The following is a 15,798-nucleotide window of genomic DNA, read 5'->3' as shown; positions in this document are numbered from 1 at the left end:
GGCGGCGCCGGCCCCGGGTGCCGCGCCGGGTGCGGCACCGACAGCCGCGCCTGCGGAAACCGCGCTGGCGGTCGGCCAGAAGGCGATCTTCTACGAGGAGCGCACCAGCACCGCGCAAGGCTCGGCCGAGCCCGGCAGCATCGTCTGGTCGCTGGTGCAGGAATCGCCCGGCGGCAATCTGCCGCCCGAGCCGGCAATCCGCGCCGAGGCGAGCATTCCGGGCAAGGACGTGCAGTTGCGCATGACCATCCGCCGCAACACCGACCAGACGCTGCCGGCCAGCCACATCATCGAGATGATTTTCCTGACGCCCGATGGTTTCGACGGCGGCGGTGTCGACAACATCCTGCGCGTCGCCATGAAGGGCTCTGAACAGGATGCCGGCAGTCCACTGATCGGCATCCCGGCCAAGATCGCCGACGGCTTCTTCCTGGTGGCTCTCAACGACACAAAGCCGGACGAAGACGCCAATCTGACCCTGCTGCGGGGCCAGAAATGGATCGACGTGCCGGTCGTCTACAAGACCGGACGGCGGGCGCTGCTCACCATGGAAAAGGGCATTCCCGGCGAGAAGGTGTTCGACGAGGCGCTGAAGGCCTGGCAAACAAAAGAGGCGGGCTGAGGCCGGCTCACCAGCCTCCCTTCGGCTCAGAAGCCCTGGAACAGCATGTCGAGCGCGGCCACGATGTCGTCGTGATGCCTGGAGATATTCAGTCGACTTTCGCCCAATTCCTTTGCCGGAACCGTGGCGATCAGATGGGTGGCCACAACCAATTTTCGCCCATTGATCTCGACGAGGGGATGGAGCTTTCGCATCGGCGGCGGCGTCATTGTTGTCGGGAGCAGCGGGATCACCACCCGTGTTTTAAAATCGTCGAGCAGGTCGGATTGGACGTCCAGCAAATAGCTGCCTTCGACCCGACCCGCGAAGACATCATAGCGTGCCATCAGAACTGCCGATGTTCTTCCAACGGAATACCGTGCTTTTCGACGTATTCGTTCCACGCTTCTATTGTGGCGCGATTCTCAAGTTTCCATAGTCGGGCTTTTTCGGCAGTCACCGCCTCTGCGATACCGGCTTCGGCGGCGCGCGAGACATTCACATCGAGTCCCTTGGCTTCCTTCATGAGCTTTGAGTCGATCGACAGATTTGCCGGCTGACGAACCGCATTCATAGCTATCTTTCGCATGATAACCTCCGCAGAATGCGCATAATGTATGCGCATTGTCGTGTTGGAGCAACGGCGAAGCGTCTACCCCTCCATCTCCTCGCGCAGCATTTCAAGTTCCAGCCATTCCGACTCGAGCGCTGCCAGCGTGGCGCGCTCCTTGTCGAGCGCGGCGATGGTCTTCTGGAATGAGGCCGGGTCGCGCTCGTAATAGGCCGGGTCGGCGATATTGTCCTCCAGCCGTGATATCGAGGCGGTCACCGCGTCGATCTTCTTGGGCAGCGATTCCAGCGCGAATTTCTGCTTGAACGACAGTTTTTTCGCCGGGCCCTTCGGCGCAGTTGCCTCGGTCCTGGCTGCCGCCGCCACTTCACTCGTCTCGGCCTTCGGCCGTGCCTTGCGGTCGTCCAGCCTGGTGCCGCCGCGCTGCGCCAGCATGTCGGAATAGCCGCCGGCATATTCGATCCAGCGGCCGCCGCCTTCCGGCGCGATCAGGCTGGTCACCGTGCGGTCGAGGAAATCGCGGTCGTGGCTGACCAGGATGACGGTGCCGGCAAAACCGGCGACCAGTTCCTGCAGCAGTTCCAGCGTCTCCATGTCGAGATCGTTGGTCGGCTCGTCCAGCACCAAAAGATTTGCCGGCCGCGCCAGCACACGGGCGAGCAGCAGCCGCGCCCGCTCGCCGCCCGAAAGCTCGCGCACCGGCGTGCGCGCCTGTTCCGGCTTGAACAAAAAGTCCTTCATGTAGGAGACGACGTGGCGCTGCTCGCCGTTGATGACAAGGTTCTCGCCGCGGCCGTCGGTGAGATACTGCGCCAGCGTCTCTTGCGGGTCGACCGCCTCGCGTTTCTGGTCGAGCGTGGCGATCTCCAGATTGGTGCCGAGTCGCACCGTGCCTGAGTCCGGCTTCAATTCGCCGGTCAGCATCTTCAGCAGCGTCGACTTGCCGACGCCGTTCGGGCCGACCAGGCCAACGCGGTCACCGCGCTGGATGCGGGTCGAGAAACCCCTGACCACGGTGAGGTCGCCAAAGCTCTTCTCGATGTTCCTGGCCTCGATCACCAGCTTGCCGGATTCGGCGGCGTCGCTGGCCACCATGGTCGCCGCACCCTCGGCGCCGCGATGGCCGCGAAAGCGCTGGCGCATGGTCTGCAGTTCGCCGAGCCGGCGCATGTTGCGCTTGCGCCTTGCCGTCACGCCATAGCGCAACCAGTGCTCCTCGCGCACGATCTGGCGGCCAAGCTTGTGCTGATCGCGCTCTTCTTCTTCCAGCACGGTGTCGCGCCATTCCTCGAAATGGCCAAAACCCTTGTCCAGCCTGCGGGTCTGGCCACGATCGAGCCAGACGGTGGCGCGCGACACGCGCTCGAGGAAGCGGCGGTCGTGCGAGATGACGATCAGCGCCGAAGAGGTGCGGGCAAGCTCCTCCTCCAGCCATTCGATGACCGACAGGTCGAGATGGTTGGTCGGCTCATCGAGGAGGAGAATGTCGGGCTCCGGCGCCATGACGCGGGCCAGGGCAGCACGGCGGGCTTCGCCGCCGGAGAGATCGTTCGGCCGTTCCTCGCCGGACAGGCCGAGATGCTCCATCAGATAGGTGGCGCGGTAGGGATCGTCGGCGGGTCCGAGACCCGCCTCGACATAGGCGCGGACGCTGGCGAAACCATCCATGTCGGGCATTTGCGGCAGGTAGCGCACTGTTGCCGAAGGCTGGCGGAACACCTCGCCATCCTGCGGCTCGATCAATCCCGCAGCGATCTTCAGCAACGTCGACTTGCCCGAGCCGTTGCGGCCGACCAGAGCGATCTTGTCGCCCGCCGACGCCGTCAGTTCCGTCCCGTCGAGCAGCGGCGTGCCACCGAAGGTCAGTTTTATCCCGTCGAGATTGAGAAGCGGCGGCGCCATGTCAGCTTTCAGGTAGGGGGAATGGATGGGCGAGCAACAGCGCGCGGCCGCTGCCCAGCGCGACTTCGAGCCGGCCCTTGACCTCGTTGGAAATGGTCAGCGACGAGCCGAACGCCACCTCGACATGGTTCAGCGGCCATTTGGCGCCGGTCACGGTCAGACCGGCAAGGTCGGAGAAGCCGAGAATCGAAAACAGCGTGCCGTCGGCGTAGTCGAAGCCGGCCTTTCCGGGAAGCAAGGGCACGCCTTCCTGTGCGCCACTGGTCAAAAGCACCTCTGTCCCTGCCTCGGCCAGCCGGACGCCGAGCGCCAGGTGCAGGAAGGCGTGGTCGGTGCGCTTGCCGCCGAACGCGCCGGCGAGCACGAGGCTGGTCGCGCCGCGTTCGAGCGCGGCGGCGATAGCCAGTTCGCCGTCGGTCTTGTCCTTTTCTGCCGGAAACACCTGGCGCGGCACGGCGGCGAGCTCGTCCGGCAAATCCGCCGGCACCGAATCGAAGTCGCCGACCCAGAGTTCCGGCGTCAGGCGCAGAGTCCGGGCATGGCTGATGCCGGCGTCGGCGGCGATGACACGCGTGCCTTCGACCTGGCGGTCGAGCAGCGGCGTGCGGATAAGGTCGCCGCCAAGCAGGATGGTGAATTTGCTCATATGCGTGGCCCTTACCAGCCCTGCTTGCGAAACGGAAGGCCGCGGTCTGGATGCCAGGCAAACTTCCGCTTGCGCCGCAGATGGGCCGGGCCTATGTGTCGAAGCGCTCTAACGGGGTGCTGGACGCGATCTTCGCGGACCGGCTGAGAGGCAACCTGCCAACCCGCTGAACCTGATCCGGTTTGTACCGGCGGAGGGATTAGACGTTTCGGACAACCCGACGCCTCAATTCCCTTCAACGCCAACGAGGGAGGCGCCGATGCGCACGTTTTTATACACACTTGTTCCGGCAGTGCTGCTCGCGGCGACCGTTCTCGCCGGCACCGGGCCGGCATCCGCGCAGGAAAAACTCACCGTCTATACCTATGAGAGCTTCACCGCCGAATGGGGTCCAGGCCCGGCGGTCAAGAAGGCGTTCGAGGCCGAATGCGGCTGTATTCTCGAATTCGTCGCGGTCGCCGACGGCGTCGCCCTGCTCAACCGCGTCAGGCTGGAAGGGGCCGCGACCAAGGCCGACATCGTGCTCGGCCTCGACACCAATCTGACGGCGGAAGCCAAGGCCACCGGCCTGTTTTCGCCGCATGGTGCCGTCATCGACGTCAAGGTGCCGGGCGGCTGGAGCGACGATATTTTCGTGCCGTTCGACTATGGCTATTTCGCCGTCGTCTACGACACCGAAAAGCTGAAGACGCCCCCGAAAAGCCTGAAGGAATTGGTCGAGGGCAATGCCGATGAAAAGATCGTCATTCAGGATCCGCGCACCTCGACGCCCGGTCTCGGCCTGCTGTTGTGGGTGAAGTCGGTTTATGGCGACAAGGCGCCCGAAGCCTGGGCCAAGCTTAAGGCAAAGGTGCTCACCGTGACGCCGGGCTGGAGCGAGGCCTACGGCCTGTTCACCAAGGGCGAGGCGCCGATGGTGCTGTCCTATACCACGTCGCCGGCCTATCACATGGTCGCCGAAAACACCCAACGCTATCAGGCAGCGTCCTTCGACGAGGGCGCGTATCTGCAGATCGAGGTTGCCGGCATCACCAAATCAGGTGCGAAGAACCCGTTGGCGAAACAGTTCCTGACTTTCATGACCGGGCCGAAATTCCAGGATGTCATTCCCGAGACCAACTGGATGTTCCCTGCAGGCAAGACCGAGAAGCCGCTCAATCCGGCTTTCGACAAGCTCGACAAGCCAACCAAGACGTTGCTGTTAAGCCCCGAAGAGGTCGCCGCCAACCGCAAGGCCTGGGTCGACGAATGGCTGTCGGTGATGAGCAAGTAGGACTTAGATTTCTGCATGGTGTTCGCTCCACGCCACCCCCCTCTGGCCTGCCGGCCATCTCCCCCTCCAGGGGGGAGATCGGATGTCACTTCCGCTTTCGCCAATCGCAACAGTCGAAGGATTGAGGCGAGGGTGAAGCTTCTAATCTCCCCCCTTGTGGGGGAGATGGCCGGCAGGCCAGAGGGGGGTGGGCGGGAACTCGACCTCAGCCACATCCCATCTTTCAGCGCCCGCCGTTAAGTTGGGCAGCGCGGAATGCACACTGGCCATCGTAGAGATCCCCGCATCACCGCCGGCACCATCGCGCTTGCCGCTGTTGCGCTGCTGATCGGCGGCGCGTTCGCCGGGCTCATCGTCGAAGGCGCCCGCGATCCGTCCGGCGCCGCGTCGGCCTTCGATTCCTCCCTCTTCCGCGTCGCCCGATTCACGTTGTGGCAGGCATTGCTGTCGACACTGCTCTCCGTCGTGCCAGCGCTGTTCGTGGCGCGGGCGCTGTCGCGGCATCCGCGCTTCTTTGGTCGCGGCCTGATCCTGCAGCTCTTCGCCGTGCCGCTCGCGCTGCCGGCCATCGTCGCAGCACTCGGGATTCTGGCACTCTATGGCCGTGCAGGCTATTTTGCCGGCGTGCTCAGCGCGATCGGCGGTCAGGGCTGGCCGGGCATATACGGCCTGTCCGGCATCCTCGTCGCCCATGTCTTCTTCAATCTGCCGCTGGCGACGCGGCTGTTCCTCGAAGCGCTTGCGACAGTGCCGGCCGACCAGTGGCGGCTGGCGAGCCAACTCGGCATGGGCGCCAGGCCCGCCTTCCGGCTGATTGAATGGCCGACGCTGCGCGCGGCGCTGCCGGGCGTCGCCGGGCTTGTCTTCATGCTCTGCATCACATCCTTTACCATCGTACTCACGCTGGGCGGCGGGCCGCGTGCGACGACGCTGGAGGTCGCCATCTACCAGGCGCTGCGTTTCGATTTCGATCCTGCCCGCGCGGTGACGCTGACAGTGCTGCAGATCGCGCTGACCTTCGTCGTCGTGCTGGCATTGATGCGGCTCGGCGCCAATACCGTCGGCGACGCCAACCTGCCGGCGGCTTCGCGCCGCTATCTTTCGGCCGGCGCCGCCGAGACCGTGCTGAACGCAGCATTGATCACCCTCGCTTTGCTGTTCGTCGCCGGGCCGATGGCGGCCACGGTGACGTCAGGCCTTGGCGCCGATCTCGGCCGGCTGGCGGGCGAGAGCGCGGTGCGGCAAGCGGCGCTGACCAGCGCCGTGCTCGCCTTGCTGGCGGCGCTGCTCGCAGTGGCGCTGTCGCTGTCGCTGGTCATGGCACGACGGGCACTGGCCTTGAGGCGTCGCGTCGGCGCCGGGACGCTGCTCGAATACGCCACCGATACCGGCGCCGGCTTCGTCCTCGTCGTGCCGCCCGTCGTCATAGGCGCCGGCTGGTTCCTGCTGCTGCGTTCGGTCAGCGACGTCTTTGCCATCGCCCCTGTCATGGTCGTCGCCGTCAATGGGGTGATGGCGATGCCGTTTGCCATCCGCGCCATTCGCCCCGGCTATGATGCGGCGAGTGAACGTCACGAACGGCTCTGTCTGCTGCTTGGCATTTCGGGCTGGAGCCGTTTTCGGCTGGTCGACTGGCCGTCGCTGCGGCGGCCGCTCGCCACCGGCTTCGCGTTCGCGATGGCTTTGTCGCTCGGCGATCTCGGCGTCATTGCCCTGTTTGGCAGCGACTCCCTGCAGACGCTGCCTTATCTCTTGCTGGCCCGCATGGGCAGCTACCGCACGATGGACGCGGCCGGCCTGGCATTGCTGCTCGGCCTAGTCTGTCTCGCGCTTGTCCTGGCCGCGGACTGGCTGGGACGGGGAGAAAGATCATGATGCTCAACAGCGAAAACGGTACGGCTGTGCGGCTGGAAAAGGCTTCGTTCAGCTATGGCGAAGCGCCGTTTTTATTCGATGTCGAGTTCGCCGCCTCGAAGATCACCGCCATCATGGGGCCGAGCGGCTCGGGAAAATCGACGCTGCTCAACCTGGTGGCCGGCTTCGAGACGCCGCAATCGGGCCGCGTGCTGATCGGTGGCGGCGACGTCGGCGGCAAACCGCCTTCGGCGCGGCCAGTGTCGATGGTGTTCCAGGAAAACAATCTCTTCGCCCATCTTTCGGTCGAACGAAATGTCGGCCTTGGCCGCTCGCCGTCGCTCAAGCTGACCGAGGCCGACCACGCTGCAATCGCCGGGGCGTTCAAGCGCGTCGGCCTTGCCGGCAAGCAGCAGCGCCTGCCGCGGGAACTCTCCGGCGGCGAGCGGCAGCGCGTCGCGCTCGCCCGCGTCCTGGTGCGCGACCGGCCGGTGCTCTTGCTCGACGAACCGTTCGCCTCGCTCGGACCGGCCTTGCGCGACGACATGCTCGATCTGGTAGCCGACCTCCAAGCGGAGCGGCGCACGACGGTGCTGTTCGTCACCCATCAGCCGGAGGACGCCCACCGTATCGGCCAGGACATGGTGTTCCTGGACAATGGCACGGTTGCCGCAACCGGGACTGTCGCCGATTTTTTTACCAAGGCTGGACCGGAAGCCTTCCGGCGCTATATCGGTGCAGGTCCGTTTGGCGCAGGATCACGAGATGTTGCCCGGAAGCGGACATAATTTACGGCCAAACCGGCTTCAGGCGATGTGGCGTTTGCTTGCCATGGTCAAAGTAGTGTGGCTAGGTCCTCCGATACTGGTCCGGCATAGGTTGTGATTTGCCACTACGGTGCCATCCGCGCTCGTGGGCTCGAAGGACGCTGTGGCAGTTGATTTTTCGCATGATCTGAAAATCGATGCCCGATTTTCGGGCCATGTGCTGAGAGCCGAAAGGAAGCTGTTCTGCCGACCGGCACAGACAGAGTGAGAAGGAAACCGCTGGCGCGCTTTCTGGCGCTGGCCGGCTTTGCCATGGCGTTGGCAAGCTGCCAGATGTTCACGCCTCCGGACGTTCAGGAATCCGGCTTCCAGCCTTCCAGCAAACCGGTCACCGTCGACAATGTTGCCGCCAACAGCAAGGTCGCCGAAATGGCCAAGGCGCAGCATCCGCGCATCCTCGCGACCTATGGCGGCGAATATTCCGATCCCAAGCTCGAGCGCATGGTCGCCAAAGTCGTCGGCAGCCTGACGGTGGTTTCGGCCAACCCGAGCCAGACCTACCGCATCACGATCCTCAATTCGCCCAACGTCAACGCTTTCGCATTGCCTGGCGGCTATCTCTACATCACGCGCGGCCTGTTGGCGCTGGCCAACGATTCGGCCGAGCTCGCCGCGGTCATCGCGCATGAGATGGGCCATGTCACTGCAAACCACGGCTTGCAGCGCCAGCAACTCGAGGCCGAGGAAGGCTTAGCGACAAAAGTCGTCTCGGATGTGCTCGGCGACAGCCCGACCGCCAAGGCGGCACTGATCCGCGGCAAGCTGCGGCTTGCCCAGTTCTCGCGCAATCAGGAGCTGGAGGCCGACGGCATCGGCATCAAGTCGATCGGCGAGGCGGGCTTCGATCCGTTTGCCGCCGGCCGCTTCCTGCAGTCCATGTCGGCCTACACCGATTTCCGCTCGATCAGCGGCGCCACCGACGCCAGCCTCGACTTCCTGGCAACGCACCCGAACACGCCGCAACGCATCGATCTGGCGCAGCGCCATGCCCGCCAGTTCGGCGCGCCCGGCGTCGGCACGCGCGACCGCGACGCCTTCCTCGCCGGCATAGACGGGCTGCTCTATGGCGACACGCCGGAGGAAGGCTATGTGCGTGGCGAAACCTTCCTGCATCCGGGGCTCGGCGTGTCGTTCTCGGTGCCCGACGGCTTCATCATCGACAACTCGGCCGCGGCGGTGACGGCAACCGGGCCGGGCGACATAGCGATCCGCTTCGACGGCGTCTCGATCGACAGGAACCGATCGCTGACCGACTACCTCCGCAGCGGCTGGGTGGCCGGTCTCGACCAAAGCAGCGTGCGCCAGGAAACAATCAACGGCAACGAGGCGGCGACGGCGCATGCCAGCGCCGAGGGCTGGCAGTTCGGCATCGCGGTGATCCGCGCCGGCGGCCAGGTCTACCGGCTGCTGACGGCAGCCCCCTCCGCCAGCACCTCGCTGGACGCGGTGGCGCGCTCGGTCAGCGGCTCGTTCCGGATCTTGAGCGCGGCCGAAAAAGCAGCGCTGAAGCCGCTGCATATCCGCGTCGTCACGGTCCGGCCCGGACAGACCATGGGTTCGCTCGCGGCGCAGATGGTCGGCGTCGACCGCAAGCTCGACCTGTTCAGGGTGCTCAATGCAATGTCGCCCGGCGCAGCCGTTTCGGCCGGCGACAAGGTCAAGATCATCACCGACAGATAGGGTGTGTCGATATTCAGGTGATGCCGGCCCGCAAACGGCAATTTCCTGCGCTTCCGACCTTCGCCGGCCGGAGCACTCATGAGCGGTCGCGGCAGTAAGGCTACGGCCGGCGTAGGCCGGTGCTCACGTACTTTATGTACGCTCCGCTCCGGTTCTCGGAAACCACCTGGTTTGGTCGCTTCGCGCCCGTGTTCGACTCCGACTCGTCCTAACCTGAATCGCAACACACCCTAGGCGGCGGTCGCCAGAAACTCGGGGTTTTGCTTCACCAGCGCTATCTTGAGCTTTTCCATGGCGCGTGCCTCGATCTGGCGGACGCGTTCCTTGGAGATGCCAAGCGCCTCGCCGAGGGCTTCGAGCGTCGCGCCCTCGTCGCTCAGCCGGCGTTCCTCGATGATCCTGAGCTCGCGGGCATTGAGCGCGCCGAGCGCGGTTTTCAGCCAGATAGAGCGGCGTTCGACATCGATCGTGTCGCCCACGACTTCGTCCGGCAAAGGATCGTCCGAAACCAGGAAATCCATTCGCTCGGTGGGGCCCGCATCGTCGGCGAGCGGCTGGTTGAGCGAACTGTCCGGGGCCGAAAGGCGCGAGTCCATCATCGCCACATCCGCCTCGGAGACGCCGAGCGCCACCGACACCTCGCGGTAGAGCGAGGTGTTCGAGATCGGCTCGGCACCGTTCGCCAAGCGGGCGCGCAGGCGCCGCAAATTGAAGAACAGCGCCTTTTGCGCCGAACTGGTGCCGCCGCGCACGATCGACCAGTTGCGCAGGATATAGTCCTGCATCGAGGCACGGATCCACCATGTCGCATAGGTCGAAAACCGCACCTCGCGCTCCGGTTCGAAACGGGCCGCTGCCTCCAGCAGGCCGACATGGCCTTCCTGCACCAGGTCGCCGAGGGGCAGGCCATAGTGGCGGAACTTCGAGGCCATGGAAATAACCAGCCGCATATGCGCCATGGCGATTTGGTGCAGTGCCTGCTGGTCGTTGTTTTCCTTCCAGCGCAGCGCGAGAACATGCTCCTCGTCGCGCTCGAGATAGGGGGCTTTCATCGCCGCGCGGACCATGGTTCGCCCTGCCGTATCTTCCATCATGCCACGCTCCCTGTTCCGGGCGTTGCGGTGCGTTCGCTCGCCCCTGAGCTGGCATCGTGGTTGAATTGGCGACGCCGCGCCCTACAACAGCCAACAAACGTGCCACCCGCGCGAATGGTTCCGCCGCTGATGTCGCGTGGATTGCACTGTTCGAACGCTCGATACGGCGGTCGCTCCTCGGCCGGTTGGCGTGAGTCGATGTGGTTTTGAGAATTGGATTTCGAAAGTGTCTCATTTTTGAAATCTGGTTCCTTATTTCGCCAGGCTGCATCTGTCAGTTTCCGGCGCTCACAAATGCGCCGGACGCGGGCCCCGGACGCCGGCCAATGACGGGATCACAGAAAAATGAAATGGCTCAAATCGCTTATCGTCGCCGCAACACTGCAGGTACTGGCAGGCACATCAGGCCATGCCGGCGCCAATCTCGATCAGATCAAGCAGGCCGGTGTCTTCAAGGTCGGCACGGAAGGTACCTATGCCCCCTTCACCTATCATGATGCCTCGGGCGCGCTGGTCGGCTTCGACGTCGAGATTGCCAAGGCGATCGCCGAGCGACTCGGCGTCAAGGCCGAATTCCTCGAAGGCAAATGGGATGGGCTGATCGCCGGCCTCGACGCCGAGCGCTATGACGCTGTTATCAACCAGGTCGGCATCACCGAGGAGCGCAAGGCCAAGTATGATTTCTCCGATCCCTATATTGCTTCCAAGGCGGTGCTGATCGTGCGCGGCGACAATACCGACATCAAGAGCTTTGCCGACCTGAAGGGCAAGAAGGCGGCGCAGTCGCTGACCTCGAATTTCGGCAAGCTCGCCGAAGCGAACGGCGCCGAACTCGTCGGTACCGATGGTTTCGACCAATCGATCCAGCTGCTTCTTACCGGCCGCGCCGATGCCACCATCAACGACAGCCTGTCCTTCCTCGATTTCAAGAAGCACAAGCCCGACGCCAACGTGAAGATCGCCGCGCAGGAAGAAAACGCAGACTATTCCGGCGTGCTCGTGCGCAAGGGCGATCCGGAACTGGTCGCCGCCATCAATCGGGCGCTGGCCGACATCAAGGCCGACGGCACCTACCAGAAGATCGCCGACACTTACTTCGGCCAGGACGTTTCGAAGTAAGCGCATTTCCCGGAGCCGGCTGGTTGCCGTTCCGTACGGCCAAGTATCGCGGCGAGCCGTCTTTGACGGCCGCCGCTTTTGGCGTGATATGACGACCGTATGGTCGCGCCTCGATGCTGCCGGGCCGATTTTTGGGCGGCAATCTCGCAAGGAGAGTTTTCGTGCCGCACTGGCTGCAATTGATGCTGGATTCGTTGCCCACGCTGCTATGGGCCGCGCTGATCTTCACCGTGCCGCTAACGCTGCTGTCGTTCGCATTCGGTCTCTTCGTAGGACTGGTCGCAGCGCTCGTCCGGCTGTTCGGCCCGAAGCCGCTGGTCGCCGTGGTCCGCTTCTATGTCTGGATCTTCCGTGGCACGCCGCTTCTGGTGCAGCTCTTCCTGATCTTCTACGGCCTGCCCTCGGTCGGCATCCTGCTCGACGCCTTTTCAGCCGCGTTGATCGGCTTCACACTCAATATCGGCGCCTATACGTCGGAGATCATCCGCGCCGTCATAGGCTCGGTGCCGAAGGGGCAGTGGGAGGCGGCCTATTCGATCGGCATGACCTGGGGCCAGGCGATGCGACGCACTATCCTTCCACAAGCGGGCCGCGTCGCGGTGCCGCCGCTGTCCAACACCTTCATCTCGCTGGTCAAGGATACATCACTGGCCGCCGCCATCACGGTGCCGGAGATGTTCCAGGCGGCGCAGCGCATCGTCGCCACCACCTATGAGCCGCTGATCCTCTATGTCGAGGCGGCGGCTCTCTATCTGGCGCTGAGCTCGGTGCTGTCGGCGTTGCAGACGCGCCTGGAAAAGCGGCTCAACCGCTATGGCGGCTTCCTTGAGGCGCGCTCATGATCGGCCTCACCGACATCGAGAAGCGTTTTGGTGACAATCTCGTGCTGAAGGGCGTGACCGTCACCATCGAGGAAGGCAGCGTCACCGCCCTTGTCGGCCCCTCGGGCGGTGGGAAAAGCACGCTTCTGCGCTGCATCAACCTGCTCGAGATCCCGACCTCGGGCACGGTGCGCATCGGCGACGACGCGCTTGAATTCCACCCCGGCGGCAAGGTTCCCGGCAGGGCCATCCAGCGCCTGCGGCTGCAGACCGGCATGGTGTTCCAGAATTTCCAGCTGTTCCCGCACCGCACGGCGATCGAAAACGTCATGGAGGGGCTGGTGACGGTGTTGAAATGGCCGGCCGGGCGAGCGCGAGAGCGGGCGCTCGCCCTGCTCGAAAAGGTTGGAATGGCGCACAAGGCCAACGCCTGGCCGGCGACGTTGTCAGGCGGCCAGCAGCAACGCGTGGCGATCGCCCGGGCGCTGGCGCCATCGCCGAAAGTGCTGCTGTGCGACGAGCCGACTTCGGCGCTCGATCCGGAACTGGCGCAGGAGGTGGTCGACGTGCTCGGCCAGCTCGCCAGCGAGGGCACCACCATGGTGATGGCGACGCATGATTTGCGCCTCGCCTCCAAAATCGCGCAGGAGGTGGTGTTCCTCGACGCCGGCAGCGTCGTCGAGAAAGGCCCCGCCGCGGTTTTGTTCAGCAATCCGGAGCGCCAGCGAACCAAGCGGTTTATCGCGACGCTGAAGCAGGAGGCAGAGAAGGAAACCGGTGGCGAAATTTAAGGCATGTCGCCCACGAAGTGCGTAGCGGTTTTGGGGTGACGATCACTAACGCAGGGCGCGCGGTGGTTTTGCGATCACGACATGCATAACAACAACAACAACAACAACCTAAAGCGCGTCGCATGAATCCAGTCAAACGCGACGAGCTTAGGAATAAAAAACCCGGCGCGAGGCCGGGTTTTTCCAAATTAAGGCGAGAAGCGCTCAGGCTGCTTCTTCCTGCTCGGCTTCTTCGTTGTCGGCCTTGGCGCCGCGCTTCGGTCCCTTGTTGAGGTTCACCTCAATGAGGCGCACTGCTTCGGTTTCCGACATGCGGTTGACGGCCGCGATCTCGCGCGCCATGCGGTCGAGTGCCGCCTCATAAAGCTGGCGTTCGGAATAGGACTGCTCCGGCTGATTGTCGGCGCGGTAGAGGTCGCGCACAACTTCCGAGATCGAGATCAGGTCGCCAGAATTGATCTTCGCATCATATTCCTGGGCGCGGCGCGACCACATGGTGCGCTTGACGCGGGCGCGGCCCTGCACGACCTTCAGCGCGCGATCGACGTAATCCTCTTCCGACAGCTTGCGCATGCCGATGGAGGTCGCCTTGGCGACCGGAACCTTGATGAAGAAAGTGGCGAACAGATACCAGANGTCGCCTTGGCGACCGGAACCTTCAGACGCATCTTGTCCTTCTGGAAGTCGATGACGAACAGTTCCAGCTTGTGGCCCGCAACTTCCTGCTCGTCGATCGAGACGATCTGGCCGACGCCATGCGCCGGATAGACGATGTACTCGCCCGTCTTAAAACCGTGACGCGCTGCGCTGGACTTCTTCTGCGGGGTGATTGTTGCCATTACGCCATGAACTCCTTGGTGTGGAACCGGCATTCTGCCGGTCGAACTCGCGCGATCGGGTACCGATCGTTAGCCGCACAACTACGAACCCACCGGAAAAGCCGAGGGCGGCAAATCGCATAGTCGCGACTGCCTGCCCCAGATCACTCTGGTCCGGATTGAAAAATTCACCTTTCAGTGATTTGGGGCGTTTGCGCCATAAATCGACGTTGTGTCACCGGCATGTTTGGTTCGTGTAGCACAAAAAGTCGGAAGAATCAAGGTTTTGCTGCACGCGCGAAGGTCAAGCGCGATCTCCGCCTGTCAAGGCAGTTAACGTGCGGTGCCTGTCAGCACGCGTGATGCCGATCAAACCGGCGTCGCCGTTACGGTGCCACGCGCCCGTTTTGGACGCGCAAGGACGATGTGACACTTTGATCTGGCGCATGGTCCTTCCGAAAATCGATTTCGATTTTCGCGTTCGAGCGCTAGTCACCCTGCCCGGGCTCGGGAGAAAAATATTTTTCGAACTTGCCGGCCTCGCCATCGAAGGACTTGGCGTCGGCCGGAGGCTCCTTCTTGGCGGTGATATTGGGCCATTTATCGGCGTATTCGGTGTTGATCTGCAGCCATTTGTCGAGCCCTGGCTCGGTGTCCGGCTTGATCGCGTCGGCCGGGCATTCCGGTTCACAGACGCCACAGTCGATGCACTCGTCGGGATGAATGACGAGCATGTTCTCGCCCTCATAAAAACAGTCGACCGGACAGACCTCGATGCAGTCCATGTATTTGCATTTTATGCAATTATCGGTCACGACATAGGTCATCGGTCGGCTCCGGGACGTCCCGTTCTATCAGGGCGACGTGGCGTCCAATCGGACGCATAAGGTACACTCTAACACTTTGAATCCACGCATCGTGCTCTTGGAAAATCGATATCGATTTGTGGGCCGATGCGGTAGGCTTTCTTGGTGAGGTAACGTCTTTGCCTGCCGCTTGCAAGGGCAGCCATTGCGCGTGATGCCGGTGTTTCCGGAATGGATTTCCTGCCGGCGATGCGACGAAAGCCGGTTATGCGTCAGTCGTCGCCGAGCAGCCGGTCGGTCTCCCGGCGTTCCTTCTTGGTCGGGCGGCCGCTGCCGGCATCGCGCAGTGCGGGGATCGCATCGGCAACGGCCTCGCCCTTTGGCGTCGGCGGTGGCGAGATATCCTCGTAGAGCAAGCGCGCTTCCTCGGCGGGACCGCGCCGGCTGCCGGTGCCGAGCACCTTCCAGACGAAGATGCGCCGCTCGAGAGTGATGGTCAGGACGTCGCCGAGGCGGACCAGATCGGACGCCTGCGCTGCTTTGTCGCGATTGATGCGAACGCGTCCGGCCACCACCAGCTTCGCCGCCAGCGAGCGCGATTTCACCGCACGCGAAAAGAACAGCCATTTGTCGATGCGCTGGCGGGCATCAGTGACCATCGGAGCGAACGAACTTACTTCTTCAGGTGGTCGCGCAACGCGGCGAGCTTGGCGAAGGGGGAATCCGGGTCGAAGCGCACCGGACGCTCCTCGCGAGGCTTCGGCTGGAACGCGGGCTTTCCACCAGGCGCGCCACCCTTGCCGTCCGGCCTGCCGCCTTTCCAGTCGGGCCGGCCTTCGCGACGATCGGGACGTTCGCCCTGCGGCTTGCCGTCGCGCCGTTCGCCTGGCTCGCCCTGGGGCTTGGGCTTGAACTTGCTGCGGTCGAAGCGCGGCTTGCCGGCGCCGTCGCCGTCGCGGCGTCCTTCACGGGCGGGCCGGTCGCCTGGAGCGCCG

The 15,798-nt window shown here is 63.7% G+C and carries 15 protein-coding genes, 2 pseudogenes and 1 riboswitch; of the genes and pseudogenes, 8 read left to right on the top strand and 9 right to left on the bottom strand.

Features of this window, described 5'->3' with window-relative positions:
• Positions 1-622 (top strand): annotated as a pseudogene (locus X738_RS78965) (hypothetical protein); the annotation flags it as partial.
• A gap of 26 nt (positions 623-648) precedes the next feature.
• Here the strand turns inward: X738_RS78965 and X738_RS78960 are convergent.
• The 4 genes from X738_RS78960 to X738_RS78945 form a co-directional block, all read right to left on the bottom strand.
• On the bottom strand, positions 649-948 hold the full coding sequence (locus X738_RS78960; protein WP_023803907.1) for a CcdB family protein: 300 nt from the start codon (positions 946-948) through the stop codon (positions 649-651).
• Positions 948-1,190, bottom strand: coding sequence for a type II toxin-antitoxin system CcdA family antitoxin (locus X738_RS78955; RefSeq protein WP_036270561.1), 243 nt, complete (start codon positions 1,188-1,190; stop codon positions 948-950). Before X738_RS78955 ends, X738_RS78960 begins: the two co-directional genes overlap by 1 nt.
• A 63-nt stretch (positions 1,191-1,253) precedes the next feature.
• On the bottom strand, positions 1,254-3,074 hold the full coding sequence (locus X738_RS78950; protein ID WP_023803905.1) for an ABC-F family ATP-binding cassette domain-containing protein: 1,821 nt from the start codon (positions 3,072-3,074) through the stop codon (positions 1,254-1,256).
• A gap of 1 nt (position 3,075) precedes the next feature.
• Positions 3,076-3,720: a thiamine diphosphokinase gene (locus X738_RS78945; protein WP_023803904.1), complete on the bottom strand. Its 645-nt coding sequence runs from the start codon at positions 3,718-3,720 to the stop codon at positions 3,076-3,078.
• A gap of 102 nt (positions 3,721-3,822) precedes the next feature.
• Positions 3,823-3,936, top strand: a riboswitch (TPP riboswitch).
• A 43-nt stretch (positions 3,937-3,979) separates the two neighbouring features.
• Between X738_RS78945 and thiB the strand changes: the two genes are divergently transcribed.
• The 4 genes from thiB (at position 3,980) to X738_RS78925 (ending at position 9,354) form a co-directional block, all read left to right on the top strand.
• Positions 3,980-4,993, top strand: a complete 1,014-nt coding sequence (thiB, locus tag X738_RS78940; RefSeq protein ID WP_023803902.1) for a thiamine ABC transporter substrate binding subunit — start codon at positions 3,980-3,982, stop codon at positions 4,991-4,993.
• 255 nt (positions 4,994-5,248) lie between these two features.
• The gene (gene thiP, locus X738_RS78935) at positions 5,249-6,868 is read left to right on the top strand and encodes a thiamine/thiamine pyrophosphate ABC transporter permease (protein ID WP_023803901.1); all 1,620 of its coding nucleotides are present in this window, start codon (positions 5,249-5,251) and stop codon (positions 6,866-6,868) included.
• Entirely contained in the window at positions 6,865-7,635 is a 771-nt protein-coding gene (thiQ, locus tag X738_RS78930) for a thiamine ABC transporter ATP-binding protein (RefSeq protein ID WP_023803900.1), read from the top strand. Before thiP ends, thiQ begins: the two co-directional genes overlap by 4 nt.
• 291 nt (positions 7,636-7,926) lie before the next feature.
• A complete protein-coding gene (locus X738_RS78925; protein WP_051408008.1) occupies positions 7,927-9,354 on the top strand; it encodes a M48 family metalloprotease in 1,428 nt (475 codons plus the stop codon).
• 230 nt (positions 9,355-9,584) lie between these two features.
• On the opposite strand, the gene X738_RS78920 is transcribed toward X738_RS78925, so the two are convergent.
• On the bottom strand, positions 9,585-10,448 hold the full coding sequence (locus X738_RS78920) for an RNA polymerase factor sigma-32 (RefSeq protein WP_031257058.1): 864 nt from the start codon (positions 10,446-10,448) through the stop codon (positions 9,585-9,587).
• Positions 10,449-10,793: 345 nt separating this feature from the next.
• Between X738_RS78920 and X738_RS78915 the strand changes: the two genes are divergently transcribed.
• The 3 genes from X738_RS78915 (at position 10,794) to X738_RS78905 (ending at position 13,179) form a co-directional block, all read left to right on the top strand.
• Positions 10,794-11,567 carry an amino acid ABC transporter substrate-binding protein gene (locus tag X738_RS78915; protein ID WP_023803897.1) on the top strand — a complete coding sequence of 258 codons (774 nt, stop codon included), beginning with the start codon at positions 10,794-10,796 and terminating at the stop codon, positions 11,565-11,567.
• A 161-nt stretch (positions 11,568-11,728) separates the two neighbouring features.
• Positions 11,729-12,409: an amino acid ABC transporter permease gene (locus X738_RS78910; RefSeq protein ID WP_023803896.1), complete on the top strand. Its 681-nt coding sequence runs from the start codon at positions 11,729-11,731 to the stop codon at positions 12,407-12,409.
• Positions 12,406-13,179, top strand: a complete 774-nt coding sequence (locus X738_RS78905) for an amino acid ABC transporter ATP-binding protein (protein WP_023803895.1) — start codon at positions 12,406-12,408, stop codon at positions 13,177-13,179. The genes X738_RS78910 and X738_RS78905 overlap by 4 nt, the downstream gene beginning before the upstream one ends.
• Before the next feature lie 204 nt (positions 13,180-13,383).
• On the opposite strand, the pseudogene X738_RS78900 reads toward X738_RS78905, so the two are convergent.
• The 4 genes and pseudogenes from X738_RS78900 to X738_RS78885 form a co-directional block, all read right to left on the bottom strand.
• Positions 13,384-14,009: pseudogene (locus X738_RS78900) on the bottom strand (CarD family transcriptional regulator).
• Positions 14,010-14,485: 476 nt separating this feature from the next.
• Positions 14,486-14,824, bottom strand: a complete 339-nt coding sequence (gene fdxA, locus X738_RS78895) for a ferredoxin FdxA (protein ID WP_023803892.1) — start codon at positions 14,822-14,824, stop codon at positions 14,486-14,488.
• Between the two features lie 251 nt (positions 14,825-15,075).
• Positions 15,076-15,462, bottom strand: coding sequence for an RNA-binding S4 domain-containing protein (locus tag X738_RS78890; protein ID WP_023803891.1), 387 nt, complete (start codon positions 15,460-15,462; stop codon positions 15,076-15,078).
• A 14-nt stretch (positions 15,463-15,476) separates the two neighbouring features.
• A partial coding sequence (locus X738_RS78885; RefSeq protein WP_036270560.1) for a hypothetical protein occupies positions 15,477-15,798 on the bottom strand: 322 nt, incomplete at its 5' end.

The sequence above is a fragment of the Mesorhizobium sp. L48C026A00 genome (assembly GCF_000502375.1).
GTDB classification, from domain to species: Bacteria; Pseudomonadota; Alphaproteobacteria; order Rhizobiales; family Rhizobiaceae; genus Mesorhizobium; species Mesorhizobium muleiense.
This window is presented reverse-complemented; position numbering and strand designations above follow the sequence as displayed.